Raw genomic sequence first — 23,839 nt, 5'->3', positions numbered from 1 at the left:
ATTCACCTTGCTTTATGACTCACAAGATGCGGAATTCAATGTCTTGTGAGGCGCTAATCGCTGTCTTAGGCTCACGGCCGGACGAAACCGAGGTCGGGCCGTCGAGCCCTCGACAGCAGGCAATCCCGCACACGTTCCTCATGGGAGGGCTGTCATCACATCTCCACCACAACGCCGCTCCGGACCCCTCAGCACCGCCATCGTCGGAGCCGGGATGATCGGCGCGATCCACCGCAGGGCCGCGGCCCTGGCCGGCGCCCGGATCGCCGGCGTACTGGCCTCCACACCCCCACGCACCGAGCGGGTGGCCGTGGAATGGGGGGTTCCCGCCTTTCCGTCCCTGGACGCGCTCCTCGACGACGACTCCGTGGACGTGGTCCACATCTGTTCGCCCAACGCCACCCACGCGCCCTTCGCGATGCGCGCCCTCGCCGCCGGGAAGCATGTGGTCTGCGAGAAACCGCTGGCCGTCTCCATCACGGAGGCGGAACGCATGGCGGAGACGGCCCGCGGCGCCGGGCTGGTGGCCACCGTCCCCTTCGTCTACCGCTACCACCCCCTGGTCCGTGAGATCAGGGCGCGCCGGATCGACGGCGAGTTCGGGGGCTGGCATCTGATCCACGGCAGCTATCTGCAGGACTGGATGCTCTCGCCGCAGGCGTCGGGCTGGCGTGTGGACCCGGTGGCCGGCGGCCCGTCCCGTGCCTTCGCGGACATCGGCTCCCACTGGTGCGATCTGGTCGAGTGGGTGTCGGGCGAGCGGTTCGCCGAGGTCGTCGCCTCGACCTCGATCGCCGTGGACAAGCGGCCCGCCGCCGGGGCGGCGCGCACCTTCGAGGCCGCGGACCACGCGGACCACGCGGAGCACTCGGAGTACGCGGAGCACTCGGACCACGCGGAGCACTCGGACCACGCGGACCACGCGGAGTACGCCGAGTACATGGACGTACGCACCGAGGACTGCGCCGCGCTGCTGCTGCGCACCGCCTCCGGTGTCCTGGCGTCCACCACCGTCTCCCAGGTCTCCGCCGGGCGGAAGAACCGGCTGTGGTTCGAGCTGGACGGCGCGCGGGCCAGCGCGGTCTTCGACCAGGAGAACCCGGAGACCATCTGGCTGGGCGGCGAGGACGGCGCGCGGGTCATCAGCCGCGACCCCGGCCGCGGCTCGGCCGAACAGCGGCGGCTGTCGGTCCTGCCCCCGGGGCATCCCCAGGGGTACGCGGAATGCTTCGAGGCGTTCGTCGCCGACACCTACGCCGCGATCGACGGCGACCGGCCGGAGGGCCTGCCGACCTTCGACGACGGACTGCGCGCCGCCCGCATCACCGAGGCGGTTCTCCGATCCTCCCGCAACGGCTCCTGGACGAAGGTGTGAACGCATGAAACTCGGCTTCCTGACGGCATGTCTCCCCGGCTGGTCCCTCCCGCGCATCGCGGAGTGGGCGAGCGGCAACGGCTACGAGGCGCTGGAGGTCGCCGTCTGGCCGAGGACCGGGGGCCGCGACTTCGAGGCGAGCCATCTGCCCGTCGCCGACTTCCCGGCGGCGCGCGCGGAGGAGACGCTCGCGCTGTTCGCCGAACACGGCCTCGAACTGTCGGCGCTCGCCTACTACGAGAACCACCTGCACCCCGACCCGGAGCGCCGGGCGGAGATCCGTACCCACTTCAAGCACGCGGTGGACGCGGCCGCGGCGCTCGGCGTCCCCTACGTCGGCACGTTCATCGGCCGGGACTGGACCAGGCCCGTCGCGGACAACCTGAAGGAGGCCGAGCGCGTCTTCCCCGAACTGGTCGACTACGCGGGCGAACACGGCGTGAAGGTCATCATCGAGAACTGCGTCATGGAGGGCTGGCACCCCGACGGCTACCCGGGCAACCTGGCCTACTCCCCGGAGCTGTGGGAGTGGATGTTCTCGCTGGACCTGTACCTCAACTGGGACCCCTCGCACCTCACCTGGATCGGCATCGACCCGGTGAAGACCATCGCGCCCTACATCGACCGCATCGTGCACGCCCAGGCCAAGGACGTCGAGCTGGGCAGCGGGGACATCGACCGGTACGGCTTCTTCGGCAAGGCGGTCGGCCGCCCCGACCCGTGGGACAACGGCTGGTGGCGCTACCGGGTGCCGGGGCTCGGCCAGGTCGACTGGGCGCGCGTCGTCGACCGCCTCTACGAGCACGGCTTCACCGGGACGCTCTCCGTCGAGCACGAGGATCCGGTCTGGGGCGGAACCGAGGAGAAGGTCGTCCAGGGGCTGCGGATCGCCCACCGCACCCTGCGTCCGCTGGTCATCGGCTGAACACGCCACACGCCACCGCACCACATGCCGTACGAGAGGGGAAACACCATGGACCGGCAAGGTCTGCTGTCCGTGCAGCTGTACAGCGTCCGGGACGCGCTCGCCGAGGACCAGGACCGCACCCTGGCCCGGCTGGCGGAGACCGGCTTCCGCTACGTCGAGCCCTTCGGTCTCGGATCCGCGGACAAGAGCGCCGAGGAACGGCTGGTGGCCGCCAAGTCCCTGCGGCGCGGCCTGGACGCCGCGGGCCTGCGCGTCTCGGCCACCCACGCCGGGCTGCCCGACGACGTGGGCTCACTGGCCGAGGAGTGCGCCGAGATCGGTGCGGACACGGTGTTCGTGCCGCACCCCCGTATGGTCGGCGGCTTCGACGCGGACGTCTTCGGCGACCCCGGCCGGCTCACCGCGTTCGCGGACGCCGTGAACGCGGCCGGGCAGGCCCTGGCCGGTGCCGGGCTGCGGCTGGGCTACCACAACCACGACTTCGAATGGGCGAAGCTGCCCGACGGGCGCAGCGGCTACGACGCCTTCTGGGCCTCGGTGGACGACGCGATCCTGGCCGAACTCGACGTCTACTGGGCCACGGTGGCCGGAGCCGACCCCACCGAGGTGCTGACCCGACTCGGCGCCCGCGCCGTGTCCGTCCACCTCAAGGACGGCCCCGCGCGGCGCGGCGAGCCGCAGACCCCGATCGGCACCGGCGACGTCGACGCCCCGGCGGCCGTCCGGGCCGCCGGGGCCGGGCTGGTCTGGCACGTCGCGGAGATCGACATCACCGACCACGACCCGTTCGAGCTGCTGGCCGCCAACGCGGGGCTGCTGGCCGAGTCGGGTCTGTCGCGCTGGGCCTGAACGCGGCGGGCGGGGTCCCGGCCGGCCGCCGCTACCAGCAGGTGACCCCGCCGTCCACCAGCAGGTCCGCACCGGTGACAAAGCTCGCCGCGTCGCTTAGCAGGAATACGGTCGGGCCCACCATCTCGTCCACCGTCGCCATCCGGCCCAGTGGGGTGTCCCCCTCGAACTGGGCGACGCGTGTCGCCACCTCGGGGCGCAGGTTCATCGGCGTGGCCGTATAGCCGGGGCTCACGCTGTTGACCCGGACGCCGCGGGTGCACCACTCCGTGGCCAGGCTCTTCGTCAGGTGCATCACGGCGGCCTTGGAGGAGTTGTAGTGGGCCTGGGTGAGCCCCCGGTTGGCGATGGTGCCCGACATGGAGGCGATGTTGACGATGGCGCCGCCCCCATTGCGCAGCAGCGCCCTGCCCTCGGCCTGGCAGGACAGGAACACTCCGGTGAGGTTCACGTCCACGACCCGCTTCCACTGCTCCAGCGGCATGTCCTCCGCCGGGGCGGCGTCGGCGATGCCCGCGGCGTTGACCGCCAGCCGGAGGGGGCCCAGGTCGCGTTCGGCCACGGCCACCGCTTCCGCCAGGTCCTCCGTCCGGGTCACATCGGCGGGGAGGGCGACCGCGCGCCGTCCCATGGCCCCGATCGCGGTGACCGTGCCGGCCAGATCGCTGCCCGGCAGATCCAGGCATCCGACATCGGCCCCGGTCTCGGCGAGCCCGATCGCCAGCCGTCGGCCGATGCCGCTGCCGGCTCCGGTCACCAGGGCCACGCTGTCGTCCAGGCGGAAGGAGGGGACGGGCATGAGGACTCCTTGAGGGATGCCGCCGCGGCGCTCGTCGACGCTACGGCGCTTGTCGTTCGGTTCGGTCGGGCCGGCCCGCCAGCCGGCGGGCCACTCCCAGGTCGGTGATCAGGACATCGACCCAGCCGCCCATCAGGGCGGCGCGTATCGCCGCGTATTTGCGGTCGCCGCCGGCCACCGCGACGCGGCGCGGCACGGCGCGGTAGGTGTCGGGGGTGATGCCGATGACCCGGTCGTTCAGCTCGGTGTCGAGCAGGGTGCCGTGCTCGTCGAAGAAGTGCAGGCAGATGTCGCCCACGGCGCCGAGCGCGCGCAGCTGTTCCTGGTCGTCGTCGGAGAAGATGTTGCCGCTGCGGCGCAGCAGCGGCGAGGGGTCGAGGCTGCCGATGCCCACGATGGCGATGGTGAGGTTCTTCCACGCCGCGGCCACGCTGCTCACCTTGGGGTCGGCGAGGATGGCGTCCCGCACGGTGGCGCCGGCCACCAGCCCCGGCGCCGACATGAAGACGGGCTCCGCGCCGGTCAGCTCGGCGAGCCGCCCCATCAGCCGGGTCGCCTGGACCTGGACCTGCGGATCGCCCACCCCGCCCATCAGCTGGACGACCTCCTCCAGGAACCGCCCGCCCGGCCGGGACCGCATGGCCTCCACCGCCGCGAGCAGAGTGGCGCTCCACGAGGAGATGCCCAGCCGGTCGCCCTCCATGAGCGTGGTCTCCAGATAGACCGCGGTGGCCGCGCCGAGCGCGGGGATGACGGAATCGGCCTCGCCCTCGACATCGACGACCACCACGTCGCGCAGCCCGTAGCGGCCTGCGATCTCCTCCTCCAGCTCGGCGAAGACCCCCTCGGGCGGCACCACGATGGTGCGCACGATGCCGAGCTTGGCGGCCTGGGTGAGCAGCCTGGAGACGCGCGCCTGGGAGATGTGCAGTTCCTCGGCGATACGCGGCTGCCGCATCCCCTGCTCGTGGTAGAGCCGGGCGATCCGGGTCATCAGCCGCAGCTGCTCGTCGCTGGTCGCCATGCGCGTGGTGCGGGTCGCGGGGGTGCCGGTCCGGTTGTGGGGATTCATAGCCGCATCATGCCGTGGCGAGGCGCATGACCGCGGCGTCGGTGGCCTCCTCCGCCGGAAGGATGCCCCGCTGCCGTCCCCGGCTGAGGACGAGCACCCGATGGGACAGGCCCAGCACCTCGTCGAGGTCGGAGCTGACCACGACGACCGCCATGCCGGAGCGGGCCAGGTCCGCGATCACCTCGTAGATCGCGGCCCGCGCGCCGACGTCGATACCGCGGGTCGGCTCGTCCAGGATGACCACCTTGGGCTTGCGCTCCAGCCACTTGGCGATGACGACCTTCTGCTGGTTGCCGCCGGACAGCGTCCGCACCGGCTGCCCGGCCCGCCCCTTGACGGTCATCAGGCTGATGGCCTCACCGGCCACCGCCGCCACCCGGCGCGGGCTCAGCCAGCCCCGGCGGGCGATGCGGTCGAGGTTGGCGAGGGCCACGTTGTCGCCGATCGACAGGTCCAGGACCGCGCCTTGGCCCTTGCGGTCCTCGGGCACCAGCACCACGCCCGCCGCGATGGCGTCCCGGGGCCCGCGCAGCCGCAGCTCCCGGCCCTCGACGGCCACCGTGCCCCCGGTCACCGGGTCGACGCCGGCGACGGCCCGCACCAGTTCGGTGCGGCCCGCCCCCACGATGCCCGCGATGCCGAGGACTTCGCCCTCGTGGACGCTGAACGACACGTCCTGGAAGGAGGGCCCGGCCAGGTTCCGCACCTGGAGCACCTCCCGGGCGCGGGCGGTTCCGGTGTCGGGGAAGATGCGCTCGATGCTGCGCCCGACCATCTCCTCCACCAGCTGTACCACCGGTACCTGCGCGGTGTCGTGGGTGGCGACGAGCTGTCCGTCGCGCATGACCACGACGCGGTCGCAGATGCGGGCGATTTCCTCCAGCCGGTGGCTCACGTAGACGAACGACATCCCCTCGGCACGGAGGGCGCCGATCCGCTCGAAGAGGTGATCGGTCTCCTCGCCGCCGAGGGCGGCCGTGGGCTCGTCGAGGATCAGCAGGCGCGCGTTCAGGGTCAGCGCCTTGGCGATCTCGACCTGCTGCTGCTCGGCCACCCGCAGGGTGCGCACCAGGCGGGTCGGGGAGATGTCGAGGCCCAGCCGCCGCAGCTGTTCCCGGGCCCGCCGGTTCATCTCGCCCCGGTCGATACGCCCGCCCCGGCGCGGCAGCCGCCCGAGGAACACGTTCTCGGCCACGGACAGGTCCGGCAGCAGGCGCATCTCCTGGTGGATGAGGCCGATGCCGTGGCTGATGGCGTCTTTGGGGGTCTTCGGCTCGTACGGCCGCCCCTGCCAGGTCATCTCGCCGGTGTCGGAGGGGAAGGTGCCCGCGATGACGTTGGACACGGTGGACTTGCCCGCGCCGTTCTCGCCGAGCAGCGCCACCACTTCCCCGGGGCGCACCTCCAGGTCGAAGCGGTCGAGCGCCTGGGTCACCCCGAACCGCTTGGATATCCCCCGTACGACCAGGCCCTGGGACCCGTTGTCCATAGCGTCTCTCCTGTCCATGCCGTCCATGCCGCCGTTTACGGGTGGGAGTTGATGAACTGGGTGGCCTTCTTCTTGTCCTTGCTGGTCAGGAGGAAGGCGGGCTGAAGCTGCTCGGCGGGGACCTTCTTGCCCTTGAGGATGTCCACGGCGGTGTTCACCGACATCCGGCCCATCTTGCGCGTCTGCTGCACCATGGTGGCGTCCACGGTGCCCCGGCGGACGGCCTTGAGCCCGGCGATGTCGCCGTCGAAGCCGACGATCAGGTGCTTCTTGTGGGAGCCGGACGCCTTGACGGCCTGGGCGGCGCCGAGCGCCATCGCGTCGGCCTGGCCCCACAGGATGTCGATGCCGGGGTGGGCCTGCAGCATGTCCTGGGCGACGGAGTACGCCTTGTCCTGCGCCCAGTCGGCGGGCTGCTGGGACACCACCTTGATGCCGGGCGCGTTCTTGAGCGCCTGCCCGAACCCCTTCTGCCGGTCCACCTGCGGGGTGGTGCCGATCTGGCCTTGGAGAATGGCGAGTTGACCCTTGCCGCCGGACTCCTTGACCACGTAGTCGCCCAGCGTCCGCGCGGCCGCGACGCTGTCGCTGGCGATGAACGACTTGCCGGGCTGGCCGGGCGGGTTGCGGTCCACGGTGACCACGGGGATCTTGGCGCGGTTGGCCGCCTTCACGGGGACGCCTGCCGCCGTCGCGCCCGCGGGGATGTAGATGATGGCGCTCACCTGACGGCTGATGAAGTCCTGGATCTGGTTGACCTGGGTGGCCGCGTCGCCGTGCGCGTCGGAGACGATGACCTTGATGCCCTTCTTCTTCGCCTCGGCGGTCACGGACTGTTTGATCTGGTTGAAGAAGTCGGCCTGGAGGTTGGCCACGGCCAGCCCGATGGTGATCTGCTTGCCGTCGGCGGTCTTCGCACCGCTGTTGCCGCGTCCGCAGGCGGTGACGCCGACCACCATGGTGGCCGCGATTCCGGTGGCTATCACGACGCGTGTCGTCACTCGTGTCTTCATGGGAACCACTCCTTGGCTTGTGCCGGAGGAAGAGAGGAGAAGCGGAGAGGGGGGAGAGAGGGGAGAGCCGGGGTGGGTCAGCGCGCCTCGCGGCGGCGGAGCACATCGAGCATGACGGCCAGCGCGATCACCAGGCCGATGACGATCTGCTGGATGAACGGCGAGACGCCCAGCAGGTTGAGGCCGTTGCGCAGGACTCCGATGATCAGAACGCCGAACAGGGTTCCGGTGACCGAGCCGACACCGCCGCTGAGGCTGGCCCCGCCGATCACCACGGCGGCGATGGTGTCGAGTTCGTAACCGGTGCCCGCGCTCGGCTGGGAGGAGTCCAGGCGCATCGTCAGGAAGACCCCGGCCAGGCCCGCCAGCAGACCGGTCACGGTGTAGACGAGCACAGTCCGCTTCTTGACGGCGATGCCGGCGAGCCGGGCGACCTCGGCGCTGCCGCCGATCGCGTACAGCGCGCGGCCGCCGCTCCGGTAGCGCATGTACGCCCACCCCGCCACGTACAGCGCGGCGAGCACGGCGGTGCACGCGGTGAAGATGCCGAGGTACCGGGTGGTGGACAGGTTGTCGAACCAGTCGGGGAACCCGACGATCTGCTGCCCGTCGGTGATGACGTTGGCCAGGCCGCGGGCGATCGACATCATCGCCAGCGTGGCGATGAACGGCGGCAGCCTGGTGTAGGTGATGCCGAGCCCGTTGGCGAGCCCGCATACGCCGGCGACGCCGATCGCGGCCACCGCGCTCAGCCACAGCGGCCACCCCTGGTCGTGCGAGAGCCAGCCGACCACCATGGTCGCGAGGGCCAGCACGGCGCCGACGGACAGGTCGATGCCGCCCATCACGATGATCGCGGTCATGCCGAGCGCGAGCAGACCGAGGACGGCGGTCTGGTCGACGATATTGAGCAGATTGCTCTGGGTGAGGAAGTACGGCGTCGCGATGAAGAAGACGACGCACATGCCGATCAGGCCCAGGGCGGGACCACGCGATCCGGTGAGGACACCCGTCACCCAGGACGGCAGCCGGGCGCGGTGGGTGTCCGAAGGGGGCGGGGTAGCGTCAACGGCCGTTGCGGCGTTGCCGGTCGTGCTCATCGAAACCTCCGAGTGGTGATATTCCGTCCATGTCCGACCCGGGACAGCCGCGGCCCCGCGCCTCCAGTCGCCTCCGACCTCGTCGGGGCTAATTCATGAACATCCCGCCGTCGACGTTGATCGTCTGGCCGGTGATGTACTCCGCCTCCCGCGAGGCGAGGAAGAGCAGAAGGTTGGCGATGTCGTCATGGGTTCCGGCGCGCCCGAGGGGGATCCCCGCGATCCACTCGGCCATCAGTTCCCCGGGCGCGTAGTCGCCGAGCAGCCGGCCCCACGCGCGGTCGTTGTAGTCCCACATCTCGCTGCCGACGATCCCGGGGCAGTAGGCATTGACCGTGATCCGGTCCCCGGCCAGCTCCTTGGCCAGGGACTGGGTGAGGCCGACCACCCCGAACTTGCTGGCCGCGTAGTGCGGTGTGTAGACGAACCCCTGCCGCGCCTGTCCCGAGGCCGCGTTGAGGATGCGCCCGCCGCGTCCGTAAGCCCGCATGGCGGCCGCCGCCGCCTGGGCGCACAGGAAGGTGCCGGTGGTGTTGACGGCGAGGACCTTCTGCCACTCCTCGTGGGTCAGGTCCTCGAGCCTGCTGATGGTGATGACGCCCGCGTTGTTGACCAGGACGTCCAGCCGTCCCCACGTGGACTCGGCGAGCGCGAAGGCGCGGGCCACGTCCTCGGGCGAGGTGACGTCCGCCCGGACGCCGAGGGTACGGGTGCCGCTGTCGGCGGCCAGCTCCGCGGCCGCGTCCTCGACGGAGGCCGCCGCGTCCACCAGCAGGACATCGGCGCCCTCGCCGGCGAACCGGGCGGCGATCCCGAGGCCGATACCGCGCGCGGCCCCGGTGACCACGACGCCCTTTCCCGCGTATCGCATGGTCATGACGCTCCTTGGGCGGCCGAGGGTTCGGGGGTGCGAGGCGGTGCGGCGGTGGCCCGCGGCGGGGGTGCCGGGAGGTGGCCGTGCTCCTCGCCGGACCGGCCTTCCTCCTCGCCGGACCGGCCGTCGTCGCAGGTGGCGGCCTGGAGACGGGCGCGCCGCACCGCTGTGTGCCAGTGCGCGAGCCGGTGGGCCCGTGCGGTCTCGTCACCGGTCGGCGCGTAGCCTTCCCGGGGGCGGGGCAGCCGTTCCAGGGCGGCCCGGTCCCACACCCCGCGGGTCAGCCCCGCCAGGTGGGCGGCGCCGAGGGCCGACAGATCGCGGGCCAGGGCCCGTTCGACGGTCCTCCCGCTGGTGTCCGCCTGGAGGCGCATCAGCACCGGGTTGCCGGTCGGCCCACCGTCCGCGAGCAGCCGGGTGACGGGGCCGGTCTCCCGCTCGACCGCCGCCACCACGTCCTCGACCTGGAACGCGATCGACTCCAGCGTGGCGCGAGCGAGGTGCCCGGCGTGGGTGCCCAGGGTGAGCCCGCTGATCAGGCCCACCGCGTTCTCGTCCCACCAGGGGGCGCCAAGACCGCCGAAGGCGGGGACGACGACCACGCCCTCGCTGCTGTCCGCGGCCAGTTCCGCCAGTTCGGCGGGGTCGCGGCCGAGCACGCCCGCCAGCCAGTTCACGGTGGCTCCGGCGGAGCGGACGTTTCCCTCCACCGCCCAGGTCGGGGTACCGCGGGTCTGCCAGGCGACGGTCAGGCACAGCCCGGAGGAGACCCGGGCCGCGGAGGGGACCACCGCCATCACCGAGGACCCGGTGCCGTACGTCGCCTTGACCGTCCCCGGCGTCCATCCCGCGTGGGCGAACAGCGCGGCGTGGGAGTCGCCGAGCACCGCGGTGACCGGCACTCCGTCGGACAGCGGCGCGAGCCCGCGGGTACCGGGGAACGGGCCCTGCGACGGCACGACCTGGGGCAGCACCTCCGGCGGTACGTCGAAGATCCGGAGCAGCCGCCGGTCCCAGGTACACCGGCGCACGTCGAGCAGCTGGGTGCGCGCGGCATTGCCGACCTCGATGAGATGGGCGCCGCCGAGCTTGAACAACAGCCAGGAGTCGACGGTGCCCAGGCACAGCTCGCCCGCGGAGGCGCGGCGCCGGTCGGGGTCGTACCGGTCCAGCAGCCAGGCGGCCTTGGGGGCCGAGAACATCGGGTCCAGCGGCAGCCCGCTGACCTCGCGGACCAGCTCCGCGTGGGGCACGGCCCGCAGCAGCGCCGGATCGCCCGCGGTGCGCTTGTCCAGCCAGCTCACCAGCGGACTCAGCGGCTCCCCGGTCGCCCGGTCCCACAGCAGCAGCGACTCGCGTTGGGTGCTCAGCCCGATGGCGGCGACGCGCGAGGCGTCCTGTCCGTCGAGGCAGGCGGCGACGGCCCGCCCGCAGCCGGTCCAGATCTCCTCCGCCGACTGCTCGACCCACCCCGGGGACGGGGTCGACAGACCCAGCGGGACCGAACCGCGGGCAACGATGTCTCCGCGCCGGTCGACCAGCACCGCCTTGGTCGCGCTGGTGCCCTGGTCGATGGCGAGGACGAGCGGTTCAGCGCTGCTCATGGGACAGCAGCTCCCGGACGGCGACGGCGATGCCGTCGGCGGTCAGACCGAAGTGTTCCAGCAGGAAGGAGGCGCTGCCGGTGGGCGCGAACCTCCGGTGCACTCCCAGGATCCGCATGGGCACCGGACGGTTCTGGGCGACGAGGCTGGCCACCGCCGCCCCGAGCCCGCCCGTGGTGGTCGCCTCCTCGGCGGTGACGATGCCCCGGGTCTCGCGGGCGGCGCGCAGCACCGCGCCTGTGTCCATCGGCTCGACGAAGGTCATGTTCAGCACGCGGACGCCGATGCCCTCCGCGCGCAGGGTCTCGGCGGCGGTGAGCGCCCGGGAGACCATCGTGCCGACGGCCATCACCGTCACGTCGTCCCCGTCGGTGAGCTGGAGGGAGTGCCCGGGGCGGAACGGCGCGTCCTCGGGAGTGACGGCGGGGATCTTGAACCGTGGGATGCGCAGGTAGACCGGGCCGTCATGGGCGGCTGCCCAGCGTACGGCGGCGCGTGTCTGGGCCGGGTCGGCCGGGACCGCGACGGCCAGGTCGGCGATGGCCCGCATCCACGACAGGTCCTCGATCGAGTGGTGGGTCGGCCCCAGCTCCCCGTACGCCATGCCGGGGCTCTGGCCGCACAGGATGACGGGCAGTCCGTTGTAGGCGGCGTCGGTCTTGATCTGCTCGGTGGCCCGGCCGGTGAGGAACGGGCCCGCCGCGCTCACGAAGGGGATGAGCCCGCCGTTGGCCAGCCCGGCCCCGACGCCGACGAGGTCCTGCTCGGCGATGCCGACGTTGATCAGGCGATCGGGGTACAGCTCCCGGAAGCGCACCAGGTTGCTCGATCCCACGGAGTCGTTGCAGACGGCGACGACGCGCGGGTCCTCGGCGGCCAGGGCGATCAGTTCCTCGGCGAAGGCCTGGCGGCAGTCGTAGGTGCGGGCGGTGTTCTCGGGTATGAGTCCGGTGGTCATCGGCTCAGCTCCTCCAGCGCGGTGCGCACCTGGCCGTCGTCGGGCACTTTGTGGTGCCACTCCACCCGGTCCTCGATGAACGACACACCCTTGCCCTTGACGGTCCGCGCGATCACCGCGACCGGTCGGCCGGTGGGGGAGGGGCGCAGCGCGGACAGCAGTCCCGCGTGGTCGTGGCCGTCCACCTCGCGCGCCTCCCAGCCGAAGCTGGTCCACTTCTCCGCCAGCGGCTCCAGGCGCTTGGTCTCCTCGGTACCGGCGCCCTGCTGGAGGCGGTTGCGGTCGACGATCGCGGTGAGGGAGCCGAGGTCGTAGTGGGCGGCGGTCATGGCGGCCTCCCAGTTGCTGCCCTCCTGCAACTCGCCGTCGCCGAGGACGACGTACGTGCGGTAGGAGCGGCCCGAGAGCCTGGCGGCCAGGGCACAGCCGACCGCGACGGGGAACCCGTGGCCCAGGGGCCCGGTGTTGGTCTCGACCCCCGGGACCTTGGTCCGGTTCGGGTGGCCGTTGAGCGCGGAGAGCGGGGCCATGAAGGTCGACAACTCGGATACCGGGAAGTAGCCGCAGTGGGCGAGCGTGGCGTACAGGGAGGCGGCGCAGTGCCCCTTGCTGAGGATGAACCGGTCGCGGTCGGGTCTGCGGGGCTGCGCGGGATCCACGTCGAGCACCCGCCCGAAGAGGGTGACGAGGATATCGGTCACCGACAGGTCGCCGCCGATATGGCCGAGTTGCGCCTTGTCGATCATGTGCACCACGGTCCGGCGCACTTCGGCGGCCAGTTGCCGGAGCTCGCGGACCTGTTCGTCCGGGGCTTCGTCGGCGATGCGGCGGCGGCGCGCCCGGAACCGTTCGGCGCCGACTGGGTCTGTGCTGAGCATCTGAACGTCCTTGGCGTGAATATTTATTCACTAGTGAATTGTGTTGCCTGGAACGTAGGTCGTGTTTCAGCCAGGTGTCAATGGGTTGCGCAGGGGTCCTTCGCGGCTCCCCGGGAACGGTTCACGCCGATGCCATCGTCCGGCCGCCGCCGGGTCACCGGTTGTCGGCGGCGCGTGATTCGATGACCACATGTTCGATGACTTTCTCGCCAGTGATCTCTCCGAGGTGGAGCAGGCGGTGCGCACGGCGGCCGCCGTGGAGATCATGCCGCGCTACCGGCAGCTCGCCGCCCACGAGATCGTGGAGAAGAAGGGCCCGCACGACCTGGTGACCACCGCCGACCGGCAGGCCGAGGAGCATCTGACCGCCTCGCTCACCGCGCTGCTGCCCGGTTCGGTCGTGGTGGGCGAGGAGGGCGTGCACGCCGATCCCGGCCTGCTCAAGCACCTCGGCGGCGAGGCGCCGGTATGGATCGTCGACCCGGTGGACGGCACCCGGCAGTTCGTCCACGGCGACCCGGGCTTCGCGACCCTCGTCGCCCTCGCCCACCACGGCGAACTCCTCGCCTCCTGGACGTACGCCCCCGCGCAGGACCTGATGGCCGTCGCGCGCCGGGGCGGCGGCGCCGTGCTCAACGGGGAGCCGGTCCGCGCCGGGGTCCCGGAGCCCGGCAAGCCCCTCGAAGTCGCCATATCCCACTACGACTTCACCACCGACCCGGAGAAGCGCGCCCTGGCCGGGCTGCAGACGGAAGGCGTGGCACCACGCCCCTGCGGCTCGGCGGGTCTGGAGTATCTGAATATCGCCCGCGGGCGGCTCGACGCGATCGCCTTCACCTGGGAGAACGCCTGGGACCACGCCGCCGGGCTGCTGCTGGTCGCCGAGGCGGGCGGGGCGAGCGCCACGCTCGCGGGCGAGCCGTTCCGTATCGCCGGGGGCAACGCGCTTCCCTTCACGGCGGCGCGGAACGAGGCGACCGTACGGCATATCCTGGGCCTGCTGGCCGCCGCCGGCTGAGTGGATCCACCGGTCCCGGAGGGCCGGGCCCGGGCGACGAGGAGGAGGCCGACGTGCCGTCGATGCTCGACGCGGTAGTGGTGGGTGCCGGTCCGAACGGCCTGACCGCGGCGGTCGAACTCGCCCGCCGCGGCTGCGCGGTGGAGGTCTTCGAGGCCGCCGACGCGATCGGCGGCGGCTCCCGCACCGAAGAGCTGACCCTGCCCGGCTTCCGGCACGACCCCTGCTCCGCCGTGCACCCCCTCGCCATCGGCTCCCCGGCGTTCGACCGGATGCCGCTCGGCCGCCACGGCCTGGAGTGGCTGCACCCCGAGCTGCCGCTGGCCCACCCCTTCCCGGACGGCAGCGCCGCGGTGCTGGCCCGCTCGGTCGGCGAGACCGCCCGGTCGCTCGGCCCGCGCGACGCGGGCGCGTACCGGCGGCTGGTCGCGCCGTACGCCGGCAACTGGGCCACCTTCGCCCCCGATGTGCTGCGCGCCCAGTGGGACGGGGTGCCGCGCGACCCGCTGACCTGGGCCCGCTTCGGGCTGAACGCCGTCCTGCCGGTCTCCCTCCTCAGCCGCCGCTTCCACGGCGAGAAGGCGCGGGCCCTGCTCGCCGGGCTCGCCGGTCACGCCATCGCGCCCACCAGCGCCCCGGCCACCGCCGGCCTGGCCCTGATCTTCGCGGTCGCGGCCCATGCGGTCGGCTGGCCGATCCCGCGCGGCGGTTCGCAGTCGATCGCGGACGCGCTCGGCTCGTACCTGCGCGAACACGGCGGGGTCATCCACACCGGCGTAGAGGTCAAGCGGCTCGACGAGCTGCCCCCGGCCCGCGCGTACGTCTTCGACACCTCACCGCGCGCCCTGGCCCGGATCGCGGGGCTGGGCAACGTCTACCGCCGGTATCACTACGGGCCCAGCGCCTTCAAGATCGATTACGCGCTGGACGGCCCGATGCCGTGGACCGCGCCGGAGGCCCGCCGCGCCGGGACCGTCCACATCGGCCCGACCGCGGGCGAGATCGGCACCGCCCTGCGCTCCGCCTTCGACGGCCACCCCCCGGCCGTGCCCTTCCTGATCTCCGCCCAGCCCAGCCTGGTCGACCCGGCCCGGGCCCCCGAGGGCAAGCACACCTTCTGGGTCTACGGCCACGCCCCCAGCGGCTGGACGGGCGACCTCACCGACGCCATCGAGCGTCAGCTCGACCGCTTCGCCCCCGGCTTCCGCGACCTGGTGCTGGCGCGGGCGGTCGCCGGGCCCCCCGAGATCGCCGCCCGCAACGCCAACTACATCGACGGCGACATCGCATGCGGGGCCTTCGAGGGCCTGCAGTCCGTCATCCGCCCCCGGCTCGCGCGCGTCCCCTACGCCACGCCCCACCCCGCGGTCTTCCTCTGCTCCGCCGCCACCCCGCCGGGCCCCGGCGTCCACGGCATGTCGGGCCACCACGCGGCCCGCGCGGTCTGGCGGCGGCTGCGGGGGCGGTAGCGACACCCCCTAGTGCGGGATGCGGTCGATGACCTCGCGCGCGCCCTGCCGCAGCAGCGCCACCGCGACCGACGTCCCCAGGGTGGCCGGGTCCAGCGGGCCCGCCCACTCGTGGGCGTCCAGCACCGTCTTGCCGTCCGGGCTGAAGACCCGGGCGCGCAGCGACAGCCGCCCGTCGCGCTCGGCCTTGGCGTAGCCCGCGATGGGGGAGTTGCAGTGCCCCTGGAGCACGTGCAGCAGCATCCGCTCGGCGGTGATTTCCTTCCACACGTCGCTGTCACCGAGCCCGGCGACCGCCTCGATCGTGGCGGTGTCGTCCTCCCGGCACTGCAGCCCCAGCACCCCGGCGCCGATCGGCGGGCACATCGTCTCCACGGGAAGGATCTCGCTGATCACGTCCGTGCGGTCGATCCGCTCCAGCCCCGACACGGCCAGCATCAGCGCGTCGCAGTCGCCCGCCGCCAGCTTCTCCAGCCGCCGGTTGGCGTTGCCGCGCATCGGAACGCACGTCACGTGGGGGTGGGTGACGGCCAGTTGGGCGACGCGCCGCACCGATGAGGTGCCGATCCGGGTTCCCTCCGGCATCTGGTCCAGCGTCAACCCCTCGGGATGGATCACGGCGTCCCGGATGTCGTCCCGCTTGAGGTAGGCGGCGAAGACCGTGCCCGCGGGCAGCGGCCGGTCGGCGGGCACGTCCTTGATGCAGTGCACCGCGAGGTCCGCCTCGCCCGCCAGCAGCGCGGCGTCCACCTCCTTGGTGAACGCGCCCTTCCCGCCCAGCTTCGACAGATCGCCCATCCACCGGTCGCCGGAGGTGGTGACCGGCACGACCTCCGTACGGATACCCGGCCGCAGCGCGGCCAGCTCGGTGCGGACCCGCTCGACCTGGGCGAGGGCCATGGGCGAGGAACGGGAGACGATGCGGATGAGTTCGGCGGACGACATGGCGTAGAGGATAGGCCTTGCGCGAGGGCGCTATTGCCCCGCCCCGGGGAACCCCTCCGCGACCAGCGCGGCAAGGTCGAGATACGCGTCGCGGGTCTTGGGGGCGAGCTGTTCGAGGTCGATCTCGCCCTGGGCGGCCACGTGTCCGTCGTACGGCACGACGACCACGCCGCGGCAGCGGGCCCGGTACTCCTCGACCAGGTCGTCGCCCGGCCCGGTCCCGGTCTCGTTCGGCGTCGTGAACACGGTGATGGCCTGACGCGCCAGGTCCCTGTGGCCGTCCCCGGCCAGCCGGCTCAGGGTGGTGTGCGCGCTCCTCGTGCGGTCCTCGGACGGGGAGGCGACGATGATCAACTGGTCGGCGAGGTCGACCACTTCGCGCCTGCGGGTGTGGAGATCATCGGCGTCCGAGTCGGTGAGGATGAGCGGGTAGAACCCGCTCAGCGCCTCGATGACGCGGCGGTACTCCTCGTCGGTGAGCGCGTCCCTCCCCGCGAGGACGTCGAGCCCGGACGGCAGCCGGGTGGTGTAGTGCCGGATGGACTGATGGTCGTGGAGCATCGGGCTGTTGTGCGCCAGATCACGGACGTTCGCCGTGGTCTCATGCCGGATGCGGCGGCTGAGACTGTTGCCGAAGGTGGCCGCGTCGACCGCGAGGACGTTGCCCTGGCGCTCGACCGCCAGCGTCGCGCCGAGCGCGAGCGTCGTGGCGGTGCTTCCGATCTCGGCCCGGCGGCCGATCACCGCGATGCGGTGGGCGGCCGTCAGCGGCGTGCGGATCAGGTCCGTCCTGCGTTGCCGCTCGGCCTCACGGGCCCTTCCACCGAAGCGGAAACGGGACGCCAGGCGGCGGGGGCGGGCCTGAGGGGCGGGGGCGGGCGTGTCCGGCGCCTCGTCCGGGACCTGGGTGTCCGAGGAGCCGAAGTCGTACGGATAAGTGTGGGGCACGGACGGCAGGCACTGCACGAACACATCCGCCACGTGCCCCGCCGTCGGGCGCCGTTCGGGGCGTTCGTTGAGGCACGCGCCGATGATCGCGAGCAGCTGGGGTTCGCGCCACAGCGCGTCCGTCTGGCTGAGCTGGGCTGTCGGCTGCGCGTCGCTGATGGCGCGGAGGATCTCGCCCAGGGCGTAGATGTTGTCCGCGCGGGTGGGAGCCTTCGGGCCGCGGACGATGTCGATGGACGCGTCCGTCCAGCCGATCAGCTTCACCGTACGGCCGACGACGAGCACGCTGTCCGCCGTCAGCCTCCTGAGCACGATGCCCTTGAGCGCGCACATGTTCACCGCCTCGGCGAGGCGCAGGCCGATGGTGGCGGCGTGCACGGGGTCCAGCCGGGGGCCGCCGCCGGTCAGGAACGAGGACAGGGGCGGGGCCGGGGAGCCGTCGGGGAGGCAGACGCACTCGGTCACGATCCAGGGCGGGGAGTGGTGGAACGCCCCGGCGATCCACCGGGGCGCGTAGTGCCCGGACATCCGCCGCAGCGCCTCCACCTCGGCCCGCAGCTGCCGCTCGGCCTCCGGGCCGGTGCGGATCACCACATCGCGGGACCTGCGCTCGTCACGGGCCAGATAGACGTCGTAGCCGCCGCTGCCGCCGAGCCTGCGGTGGCTCTGGTACTCCCCGAACGACGGCAGACCGCTGCCCGGTTCGGAATCCCCGGCGGACGACGTCGACCGTGGTGGTGCCGTGGTCAGATCCGCGCCGCACACATCGCAGAAACGGTCGCCCGCCTCGAGGGGGTTGTCGCAGCGCGAGCAGACGTCGCCCCTCACGGCGAGCCGGAGGGGCCTCTTCGGCGTCCTGGGGGCGTCCGGCCGGAACTCCCTGAGGAATTCCCAGACCTCGTGCGCGGTGGGACGGCCTTGCCGTTCCAGACATGCCATCACCAGGGCGCGGACCGGCTCCCAGGCCTCGCCGTCCCAGCGCGGCATGGCGTAGACGTCACGGTCGGGATAACGCCACTGCCCTCCGCCGCCGAGGCACAGCAGGATGTCTCCCAGCGCCAGGACGTTGTCCTCGGGCGTCCACGGGGCATCCCCTTCGGGGGCCGGGGACGGCACATCGTCGATGCAGGCCGATGACCAGCCGGTCAGGATGACGTCCTCACCGGCGATGTGCACCGTGCTGGTGGTGAGGTCGCCGTGCGCCATCCCCTCCGCGGCGCACACCCGCACGGCGTTCGCGACCTGCCGGCCGATCGCGAGGGCGGCGTGCGCGTCCCACTCCGCAGCGTTCGACTCGAGGAGGTCGTCCAGCCGGTCCGCGGCAAAGGGCGCCTCCGCGATCCACGGAGGGTCGTCGTCCAGCCCCTCGCGCAGCAGGGCGCACGCATGGCGTCCGTTCATCCGGCGCAGCGCCTCCGCCTGGACGCCCAGCAGCGCGGCGCCGTAGGGCTGATGCTCGGGGTGGACGATGCTGACGACGGCCTCCTCGCCGTACGCGTCCCGGCCCAGGTAGCGAGCCACGCGCAGCCCCGGCGGACCGGCTCTCCGCAGCCGGTACGGACCGACCACGTCCGGATCACTGGCTTCGAGGCGGCGCCACCGGCGCGCCGCCGGTCGGGTCGCGACCGCCGAGGGCAACGGCGGCGGCGCGCCCAGCCGGGCCGCGAGCCGTCGTTCCACCGTGCTGAAGGGGCGGGCGCCGGGCGGGAGGCGGTCGGTGCCCGCCGGGTGGGCCAGCCAGGCCGGGAAGTCGGGGGAGCGGCCCGCCAGTTCCTCGAGCCGCCGCCCGATCGTCCGGCTGGTGGCGACCAGTTCGGCCAGCGGCACCGCGCCCAGCAGCGCCTGCTGGGCGGCGTCGGTGAAGGCGAAGGGCCGGTGCTCGGGCGGCAGCGGGTCCGGGCCCGCCGAGGCGGGCGGCTCGACCGGGCGCATCAGCCCGCCGAGGAACACCTCGGCCAGCCGCCCGGTGTCGGACCGCCCGTCCACCGCCTTCTGCACCATCCGCATCACCGGCACCGGCAGCGGGGCCACGGCGGACAGATGGGCCGCCAGGCGGTACGCCTCCGGGGACGCCGCGTCCCGGAAGAGCTGGACGCGGCCCAGCTCATCGGCCGGGGAGGAGGCCGGGCGGGCCGCGGGGGCCACGGGGCCGCCGCGCGGCGGGGCGAGCAGCGGCAGGACGGCGGTGCCGCTCGCGGAGGCGATCAGCCGGGCCCAGTCGGCCAGCGGCGCGGCCTCCGGTTCCAGGACGGGCACGGGCACGCCGTCGAACCGGGCCAGGGCGGTGGGCAGCACCGGGTCGGCGACCGCCCAGTCCGCGTTGGCCGAACCGGGCCTGCGGGTCCGTACCTGCCAGCGCCGCGTCCGGATGCCGGAGCTGTCCCACAGCCGGGGCGGCAGGGCGTGCACGACGGCGGTGGGACCCACCCCCGCCCAGCGGGCCAGCACCTGGGCCATCCGCCCGTCGCGCCACGCGGACCCCACCCCGTCGCTCACCACCAGCACCAGCGTGTGCCCCGACGGGTCCGCGAGCGCCGTCGTGGGGAGGTGGGGCGCGTCCGGGTCGTACGGCCGGGTACGCAGCGCGGGGGCGTCGGCGCCGCGGGTGCGCAGGCCGAGGACCCGTACGACGCGGAAGGCGCCCGAGCGCTGCAGCACCGTGCGCAGCTCGACGGCCAGCCGCCGCCACAGCAGCATCGACGTGCCGTCGTCGACGACGAGCGCGAGGTCGAGCCAGCGCTCGCGGGCGGGGCGGGTGACCACATCCGGCAGACCGGTCTCGGCGAGCGCCGCCGCGGTGGCGACCTCGTCGAACTCCCGCTTGAGCGGATTGGGCCGGTGCTGCTTGAGCGGGCGCAGGGCGCGGCCGATGGACAGTTCGTGGTGCAGCGCCTTGTCCTCGGGCACGCGCAGCGGCAGCCCGCGCCGCGCGTCGGGGGAGTCGGCGTCCGGGCCGGGCCCGCCGGGGGTGTGGCCGCCGCCGTAGAGGCCGCGCGGGGCGCGGTCGGCGGGGCGGCGGTCCCGACGCGGACGCGTCGGCGGTGCCTCGTGCTGCGGCTGCGGCTGCGGTCGCGGGGCCGGCGGGGTGCCCTGCGGCGGGGCTCCGGTCCGCGGGGCGGGGTCGGGCGGTGTGGTGGCGTCGGCGGGCACGGCCGGGGTGGCGGGGTGCGCGGGCCCGGGGCGCGCATCGGGCAGGGCGGCCCCGTGGCGCGCCGCCGCGCGCTCCAGGGGCGCCCCCTCGGCGTCGCTCTCGGGCAGCCGCCCGGCCAGCCAGAGGGCGTCGAGCAGCTCCTCCCGGGACAGATACACGCCCCCGGAGGCGAGGACCGTGATGGCCTCGTCAAGCCGTTCCAGCCGCCTCGCGCCGCCGCCCATGGGTCACACCGCCCCGCCCAGCCGGTGCAGCACGGCCTCCAGCAGCCCCTCGCCCGTCACGTCCACCCCGCCCGACCGCAGGAACACCGCGTTCAGCAGCTGGTCGGTGGCCAGCTCGCGCGCCGCGCGCCGTCGCAGGAAGACCTCCAGGAGCTGATCGACCTCTTCGAGCGCTTCCTCTCCCAGATGCGCGGTGACGATCGCCCGCAGCCGCTCCTCGTCGGGCGTGGGCAGCTCCAGCCGTACGCAGCGGCGCAGGAAGGCGGGCGGGAAGTCGCGCTCGCCGTTGCTGGTGATCACCACGACGGGGAACTCCTCGCACGCCAGCCGGCCCCGCCGTACCGTGGCCCGTTCGCCCGGCCGTTCGGTGAGCACCTCCACCACCGACTGGTCCTCCGGCAGCCGGGCCAGCTCGGGGATCTCGAACTCGCCCTCCTCGAACACGGTCAGCAGGTCGTTCGGCAGGTCGACATCGCCCTTGTCGAGTTCGTCGACGAGCAGCACCCTGGGCCGTTCGCCCGGCACCAGCGCGGTGCCCAGCGGGCCGAGCCGTACGAAGCTGCCGATGTCGGGTTCGGCCTCGCCGCGGTCCCGCATCAGGGTCGTCTCGCGCAGCCGCCCGATCGCGTCGTAACGGTAGAGCGCGTCCTGCACGGTGGAGCGGCTGTTGACCGGCCAGCGCAGCACCTCGCCCAGGCCCAGTTCGTGCGCGACCGCCCGCGCGAGGGACGACTTGCCGGTGCCCGGGCTGCCGGTGACGAGCAGCGGACGGCGCAGATGCAGGGCCGCGTTGACCACGTCCGCGTGCTCGGGCGAGATCAGATACGGCGACGGCCGGGCCGGGCCGGGCGCCGCGGACTCCCGCTCCTCGCCGGTCGCGGCGCTGCCGAAACGGCGCCACGGCGGGGCGGGCGGCATCTCCACCCGCCGGGGCACGCCGTCCCCCCGGAACAGCCGCCAGCCCTGCTGCTCCCGTGCGTTCATGTGTGAACCTTCCTTTCGGCCCGTGCGCGCGTCATTCCGTGGGGTCCACCAGGTCCAGCCGGGGCAGCGCCCGCCCGGCGTCGGCCCAGGCCAGGACCGGCCGCCCGGGGTAGTCGGCCCGTCTCTGCAGGGTCTTGGTGCGGTATCTCCGTATCGCCTCGGGCAGTTCACGCGCCCGCGTCCCGGCCGCGTGCCGCACGGCCGGTGACCCCGGCTGCCCGCTGCGGTCCCACAGCACCACCGGAACGCCCGCCGCCAGGCACATCTGCACCACCCCGGCCCGCCGGTGCGCCGCGACGTCGACCGTGACATGGGCGGTCAGCCGCTCCATGAGCAGACCGCACACCGCCTCCGGGTCGGGGGCCGTGGCGTCGTCGATGTGCACGGGCTCCTCGGAGTCCAGCCGGGCCCAGCGCTCCCGCCACTGGTCCAGCATCGCCTCGCCGTTCAGCTCCCGCAGCTCGGGGCAGTTGACGACCAGCGGATACGGCGCGCCGAGCGGGAGGGGGAGCAGGGCCCCCGCCCCGGCCGGTTTCCAGGAGTCGGCGGGCACCTCCAAGGCGTCCCGGTCCACGACCAGTTCGATGACGAAGCGCGGGCCCGCCGGGTCCGGGCGGCGCAGCGAACCGACCGCGTCCAGGATCTCCCGGGCCGCCTCCTCCGCGCTGCGCGGCCGTTCGCTGTCGTCCGACACCTGGCGCAGGCCCTCCCCGTCGTCGCACCACAGCCGCAGCAGGTAGCGCTCCTCACCGTCCGGCACCGGCGCGCTGCCGCAGGACGACAGCTTCGCCACGACCCGGGGCGGCGCGGTGCTCCGGGACGCGCCCCGGGCCCACTGCCCGGCGTCGTGGCGGCGGTCCCGCAAGGCCGCGTCGTGGACGCCGAGACGGCGGGCCACGGCCGCGCTCCATACCCACAGCTCGGCGCGCTCCGCCGCCGTCGGGCAGCAGCCGGCGGCCACGAACTCCACCGCCCGCAGCAGCGCCGGAACGGCCGGGCGGCCGTCGTCGGTCGGCGCGCTGTCGCCGTACAGGCCCTCCAGATGGGCGATCAGCGCTTCGAAGGGGCCGCCGTCACCGTGGCCCTCGCCGCCGAATCCGGCCAGCAGCGCGCTCGGCAGGGCCGCCAGCGACAGCGCCGCCCGTACGGCCCCGGGGACACCGGCGGCCCAGGCCGGGGGCAGGGCGCGCAGCAGCCGCAGCAGCCGCTCGTACTCGCCCGGGGTGAGCAGCTTCGGCAGGCCGTGGCGGCGGCCCAGGGCGAGGAGGTCGTCGGCGATCGGCTCCGACGTGGGGCGCACGGCCTCGACCAGCGCAGGGAGGGCGCGCCCCCGGGTGAGCAGCAGCCGGGCGAACTCGTCGGCGGTCGGCGCGCCGTCCGCGCGGTGGTCCAGGCCGCACTGGCGGGCGACCGCGCGGCAGCACCGCACCCAGCCCTCGGACAGCGACAGCGGCCCGTCCAGCAGGGCGGTCAGCTCCCCGTAGAGCGGATGGTCGCGTACGTCCTCCTCGGGCCGGGGCAGGAGGTGGTCCACCCCGGCGTGCCGCAACTCCCGGGCCACGCGCTGCCAGGGGATGCCCCAGGCGCGCCGCAGCTCGCCCCGTACCCGCAGCTTCGCCGTCACCAGGCCGACGACGGCGCTCTCCTCGCTCGACCACAGCGGGCCGCCGCTGTAGGCGGGTTCGATGTCGAGGGTGCGCTCGGCCCCGTCGAAGTAGCCGAACCGCCCGTCGCATTCGCTCACTTCGGCGTCGGCGAAGACCCCGGGCTCGCCGCTGCCGTGCCAGGCGCGGACGAACTGCCGCCGGGCCATGGGGTGCCAGCGCGGCGGCTCGAACGCGGACGGCAGCGCTCCGGCCAGCCGCAGTACGGCGAGGTCGCCGTTCCACTCGAAGGCGCCGAGGCCCCCGTCGTCCCGCCGGGGCGGGATCCAGGCCGTCAGCTCGGCATCGGCTTCGACGGTGTGCTCCGGTCCGTGGATCCGCACCGAGACGGTGACCGAGCCCGGGTGGTCGGGGGCCAGCATGTCCTTGCCGAGCGCGCTGTTGACCACATGGGCGCAGGTCAGCAGGTGCTGGCGGGGCAGCAAGACCCCCGCCCCGGCCGGTCTTCCGTCGTCCTTGGCCAGGATGGACACGGCGGGCCGGGGCGCGGACCCGCG

At 73.3% G+C, this 23,839-nt stretch carries 18 protein-coding genes; 5 read left to right on the top strand and 13 right to left on the bottom strand.

Annotation, left to right across the window (positions count from 1 at the left end; genetic code table 11):
* The first annotated feature begins 199 nt into the window (after positions 1-199).
* Genes ABZ562_RS19030 through ABZ562_RS19020 form a run of 3 tightly spaced genes read left to right on the top strand, consistent with a single transcriptional unit; the run spans position 200 to position 3,152 of the window.
* Positions 200-1,375, top strand: coding sequence for a Gfo/Idh/MocA family oxidoreductase (locus tag ABZ562_RS19030; RefSeq protein WP_361480819.1), 1,176 nt, complete (start codon positions 200-202; stop codon positions 1,373-1,375).
* Positions 1,376-1,379: 4 nt separating this feature from the next.
* Positions 1,380-2,300 carry a sugar phosphate isomerase/epimerase gene (locus ABZ562_RS19025; RefSeq protein ID WP_361480578.1) on the top strand — a complete coding sequence of 307 codons (921 nt, stop codon included), beginning with the start codon at positions 1,380-1,382 and terminating at the stop codon, positions 2,298-2,300.
* Positions 2,301-2,348: 48 nt separating this feature from the next.
* The gene (locus ABZ562_RS19020) at positions 2,349-3,152 is read left to right on the top strand and encodes a sugar phosphate isomerase/epimerase (RefSeq protein ID WP_361480575.1); all 804 of its coding nucleotides are present in this window, start codon (positions 2,349-2,351) and stop codon (positions 3,150-3,152) included.
* A 31-nt stretch (positions 3,153-3,183) separates the two neighbouring features.
* Here the strand turns inward: ABZ562_RS19020 and ABZ562_RS19015 are convergent, their stop codons facing one another.
* The 9 genes from ABZ562_RS19015 to ABZ562_RS18975 all read right to left on the bottom strand — a co-directional run bounded on the left by ABZ562_RS19015 (position 3,184) and on the right by ABZ562_RS18975 (position 12,939).
* Positions 3,184-3,951 carry an SDR family oxidoreductase gene (locus ABZ562_RS19015; protein ID WP_361480572.1) on the bottom strand — a complete coding sequence of 256 codons (768 nt, stop codon included), beginning with the start codon at positions 3,949-3,951 and terminating at the stop codon, positions 3,184-3,186.
* A gap of 40 nt (positions 3,952-3,991) precedes the next feature.
* Positions 3,992-5,023 carry a sugar-binding transcriptional regulator gene (locus ABZ562_RS19010; protein WP_361480569.1) on the bottom strand — a complete coding sequence of 344 codons (1,032 nt, stop codon included), beginning with the start codon at positions 5,021-5,023 and terminating at the stop codon, positions 3,992-3,994.
* Between the two features lie 7 nt (positions 5,024-5,030).
* On the bottom strand, positions 5,031-6,512 hold the full coding sequence (locus tag ABZ562_RS19005) for a sugar ABC transporter ATP-binding protein (RefSeq protein ID WP_361480566.1): 1,482 nt from the start codon (positions 6,510-6,512) through the stop codon (positions 5,031-5,033).
* Positions 6,513-6,547: 35 nt separating this feature from the next.
* The gene (locus ABZ562_RS19000; RefSeq protein WP_361480563.1) at positions 6,548-7,525 is read right to left on the bottom strand and encodes a sugar ABC transporter substrate-binding protein; all 978 of its coding nucleotides are present in this window, start codon (positions 7,523-7,525) and stop codon (positions 6,548-6,550) included.
* 77 nt (positions 7,526-7,602) lie between these two features.
* Positions 7,603-8,625, bottom strand: coding sequence for an ABC transporter permease (locus ABZ562_RS18995; protein ID WP_361480560.1), 1,023 nt, complete (start codon positions 8,623-8,625; stop codon positions 7,603-7,605).
* Between the two features lie 88 nt (positions 8,626-8,713).
* On the bottom strand, positions 8,714-9,502 hold the full coding sequence (locus tag ABZ562_RS18990) for an SDR family oxidoreductase (RefSeq protein ID WP_361480557.1): 789 nt from the start codon (positions 9,500-9,502) through the stop codon (positions 8,714-8,716).
* Positions 9,499-11,103, bottom strand: a complete 1,605-nt coding sequence (locus ABZ562_RS18985) for an FGGY family carbohydrate kinase (RefSeq protein ID WP_361480554.1) — start codon at positions 11,101-11,103, stop codon at positions 9,499-9,501. Before ABZ562_RS18985 ends, ABZ562_RS18990 begins: the two co-directional genes overlap by 4 nt.
* Positions 11,090-12,061: a transketolase C-terminal domain-containing protein gene (locus ABZ562_RS18980; RefSeq protein ID WP_361480551.1), complete on the bottom strand. Its 972-nt coding sequence runs from the start codon at positions 12,059-12,061 to the stop codon at positions 11,090-11,092. Before ABZ562_RS18980 ends, ABZ562_RS18985 begins: the two co-directional genes overlap by 14 nt.
* On the bottom strand, positions 12,058-12,939 hold the full coding sequence (locus ABZ562_RS18975) for a transketolase (RefSeq protein WP_361480548.1): 882 nt from the start codon (positions 12,937-12,939) through the stop codon (positions 12,058-12,060). The genes ABZ562_RS18980 and ABZ562_RS18975 overlap by 4 nt, the downstream gene beginning before the upstream one ends.
* A 190-nt stretch (positions 12,940-13,129) precedes the next feature.
* Between ABZ562_RS18975 and ABZ562_RS18970 the strand changes: the two genes are divergently transcribed.
* Complete coding sequence (locus ABZ562_RS18970) at positions 13,130-13,957, top strand: inositol monophosphatase family protein (protein WP_361480545.1); 828 nt, start codon at positions 13,130-13,132, stop codon at positions 13,955-13,957.
* Between the two features lie 62 nt (positions 13,958-14,019).
* Entirely contained in the window at positions 14,020-15,426 is a 1,407-nt protein-coding gene (locus ABZ562_RS18965) for an NAD(P)/FAD-dependent oxidoreductase (protein ID WP_361480816.1), read from the top strand.
* 9 nt (positions 15,427-15,435) lie between these two features.
* On the opposite strand, the gene hemC is transcribed toward ABZ562_RS18965, so the two are convergent.
* Genes hemC through ABZ562_RS18945 form a run of 4 tightly spaced genes read right to left on the bottom strand, consistent with a single transcriptional unit; the run spans position 15,436 to position 23,815 of the window.
* On the bottom strand, positions 15,436-16,371 hold the full coding sequence (gene hemC / locus ABZ562_RS18960; RefSeq protein ID WP_361480542.1) for a hydroxymethylbilane synthase: 936 nt from the start codon (positions 16,369-16,371) through the stop codon (positions 15,436-15,438).
* Between the two features lie 30 nt (positions 16,372-16,401).
* Positions 16,402-20,694: an SAV_2336 N-terminal domain-related protein gene (locus tag ABZ562_RS18955; protein ID WP_361480539.1), complete on the bottom strand. Its 4,293-nt coding sequence runs from the start codon at positions 20,692-20,694 to the stop codon at positions 16,402-16,404.
* A gap of 3 nt (positions 20,695-20,697) precedes the next feature.
* Positions 20,698-21,678 (bottom strand): MoxR family ATPase, encoded by a 981-nt coding sequence (locus ABZ562_RS18950; RefSeq protein WP_361480537.1) that lies wholly within the window; start codon positions 21,676-21,678, stop codon positions 20,698-20,700.
* Positions 21,679-21,709: 31 nt separating this feature from the next.
* Complete coding sequence (locus tag ABZ562_RS18945) at positions 21,710-23,815, bottom strand: trypsin-like peptidase domain-containing protein (RefSeq protein WP_361480534.1); 2,106 nt, start codon at positions 23,813-23,815, stop codon at positions 21,710-21,712.
* Positions 23,816-23,839 lie beyond the last annotated feature (24 nt).

Source organism: Streptomyces sp. NPDC019937, assembly GCF_040631655.1.
GTDB lineage: Bacteria > Actinomycetota > Actinomycetes > Streptomycetales > Streptomycetaceae > Streptomyces.
Note: the sequence above shows the minus strand (reverse complement) of the source record. Positions and strands in the feature narration are given on the sequence as shown.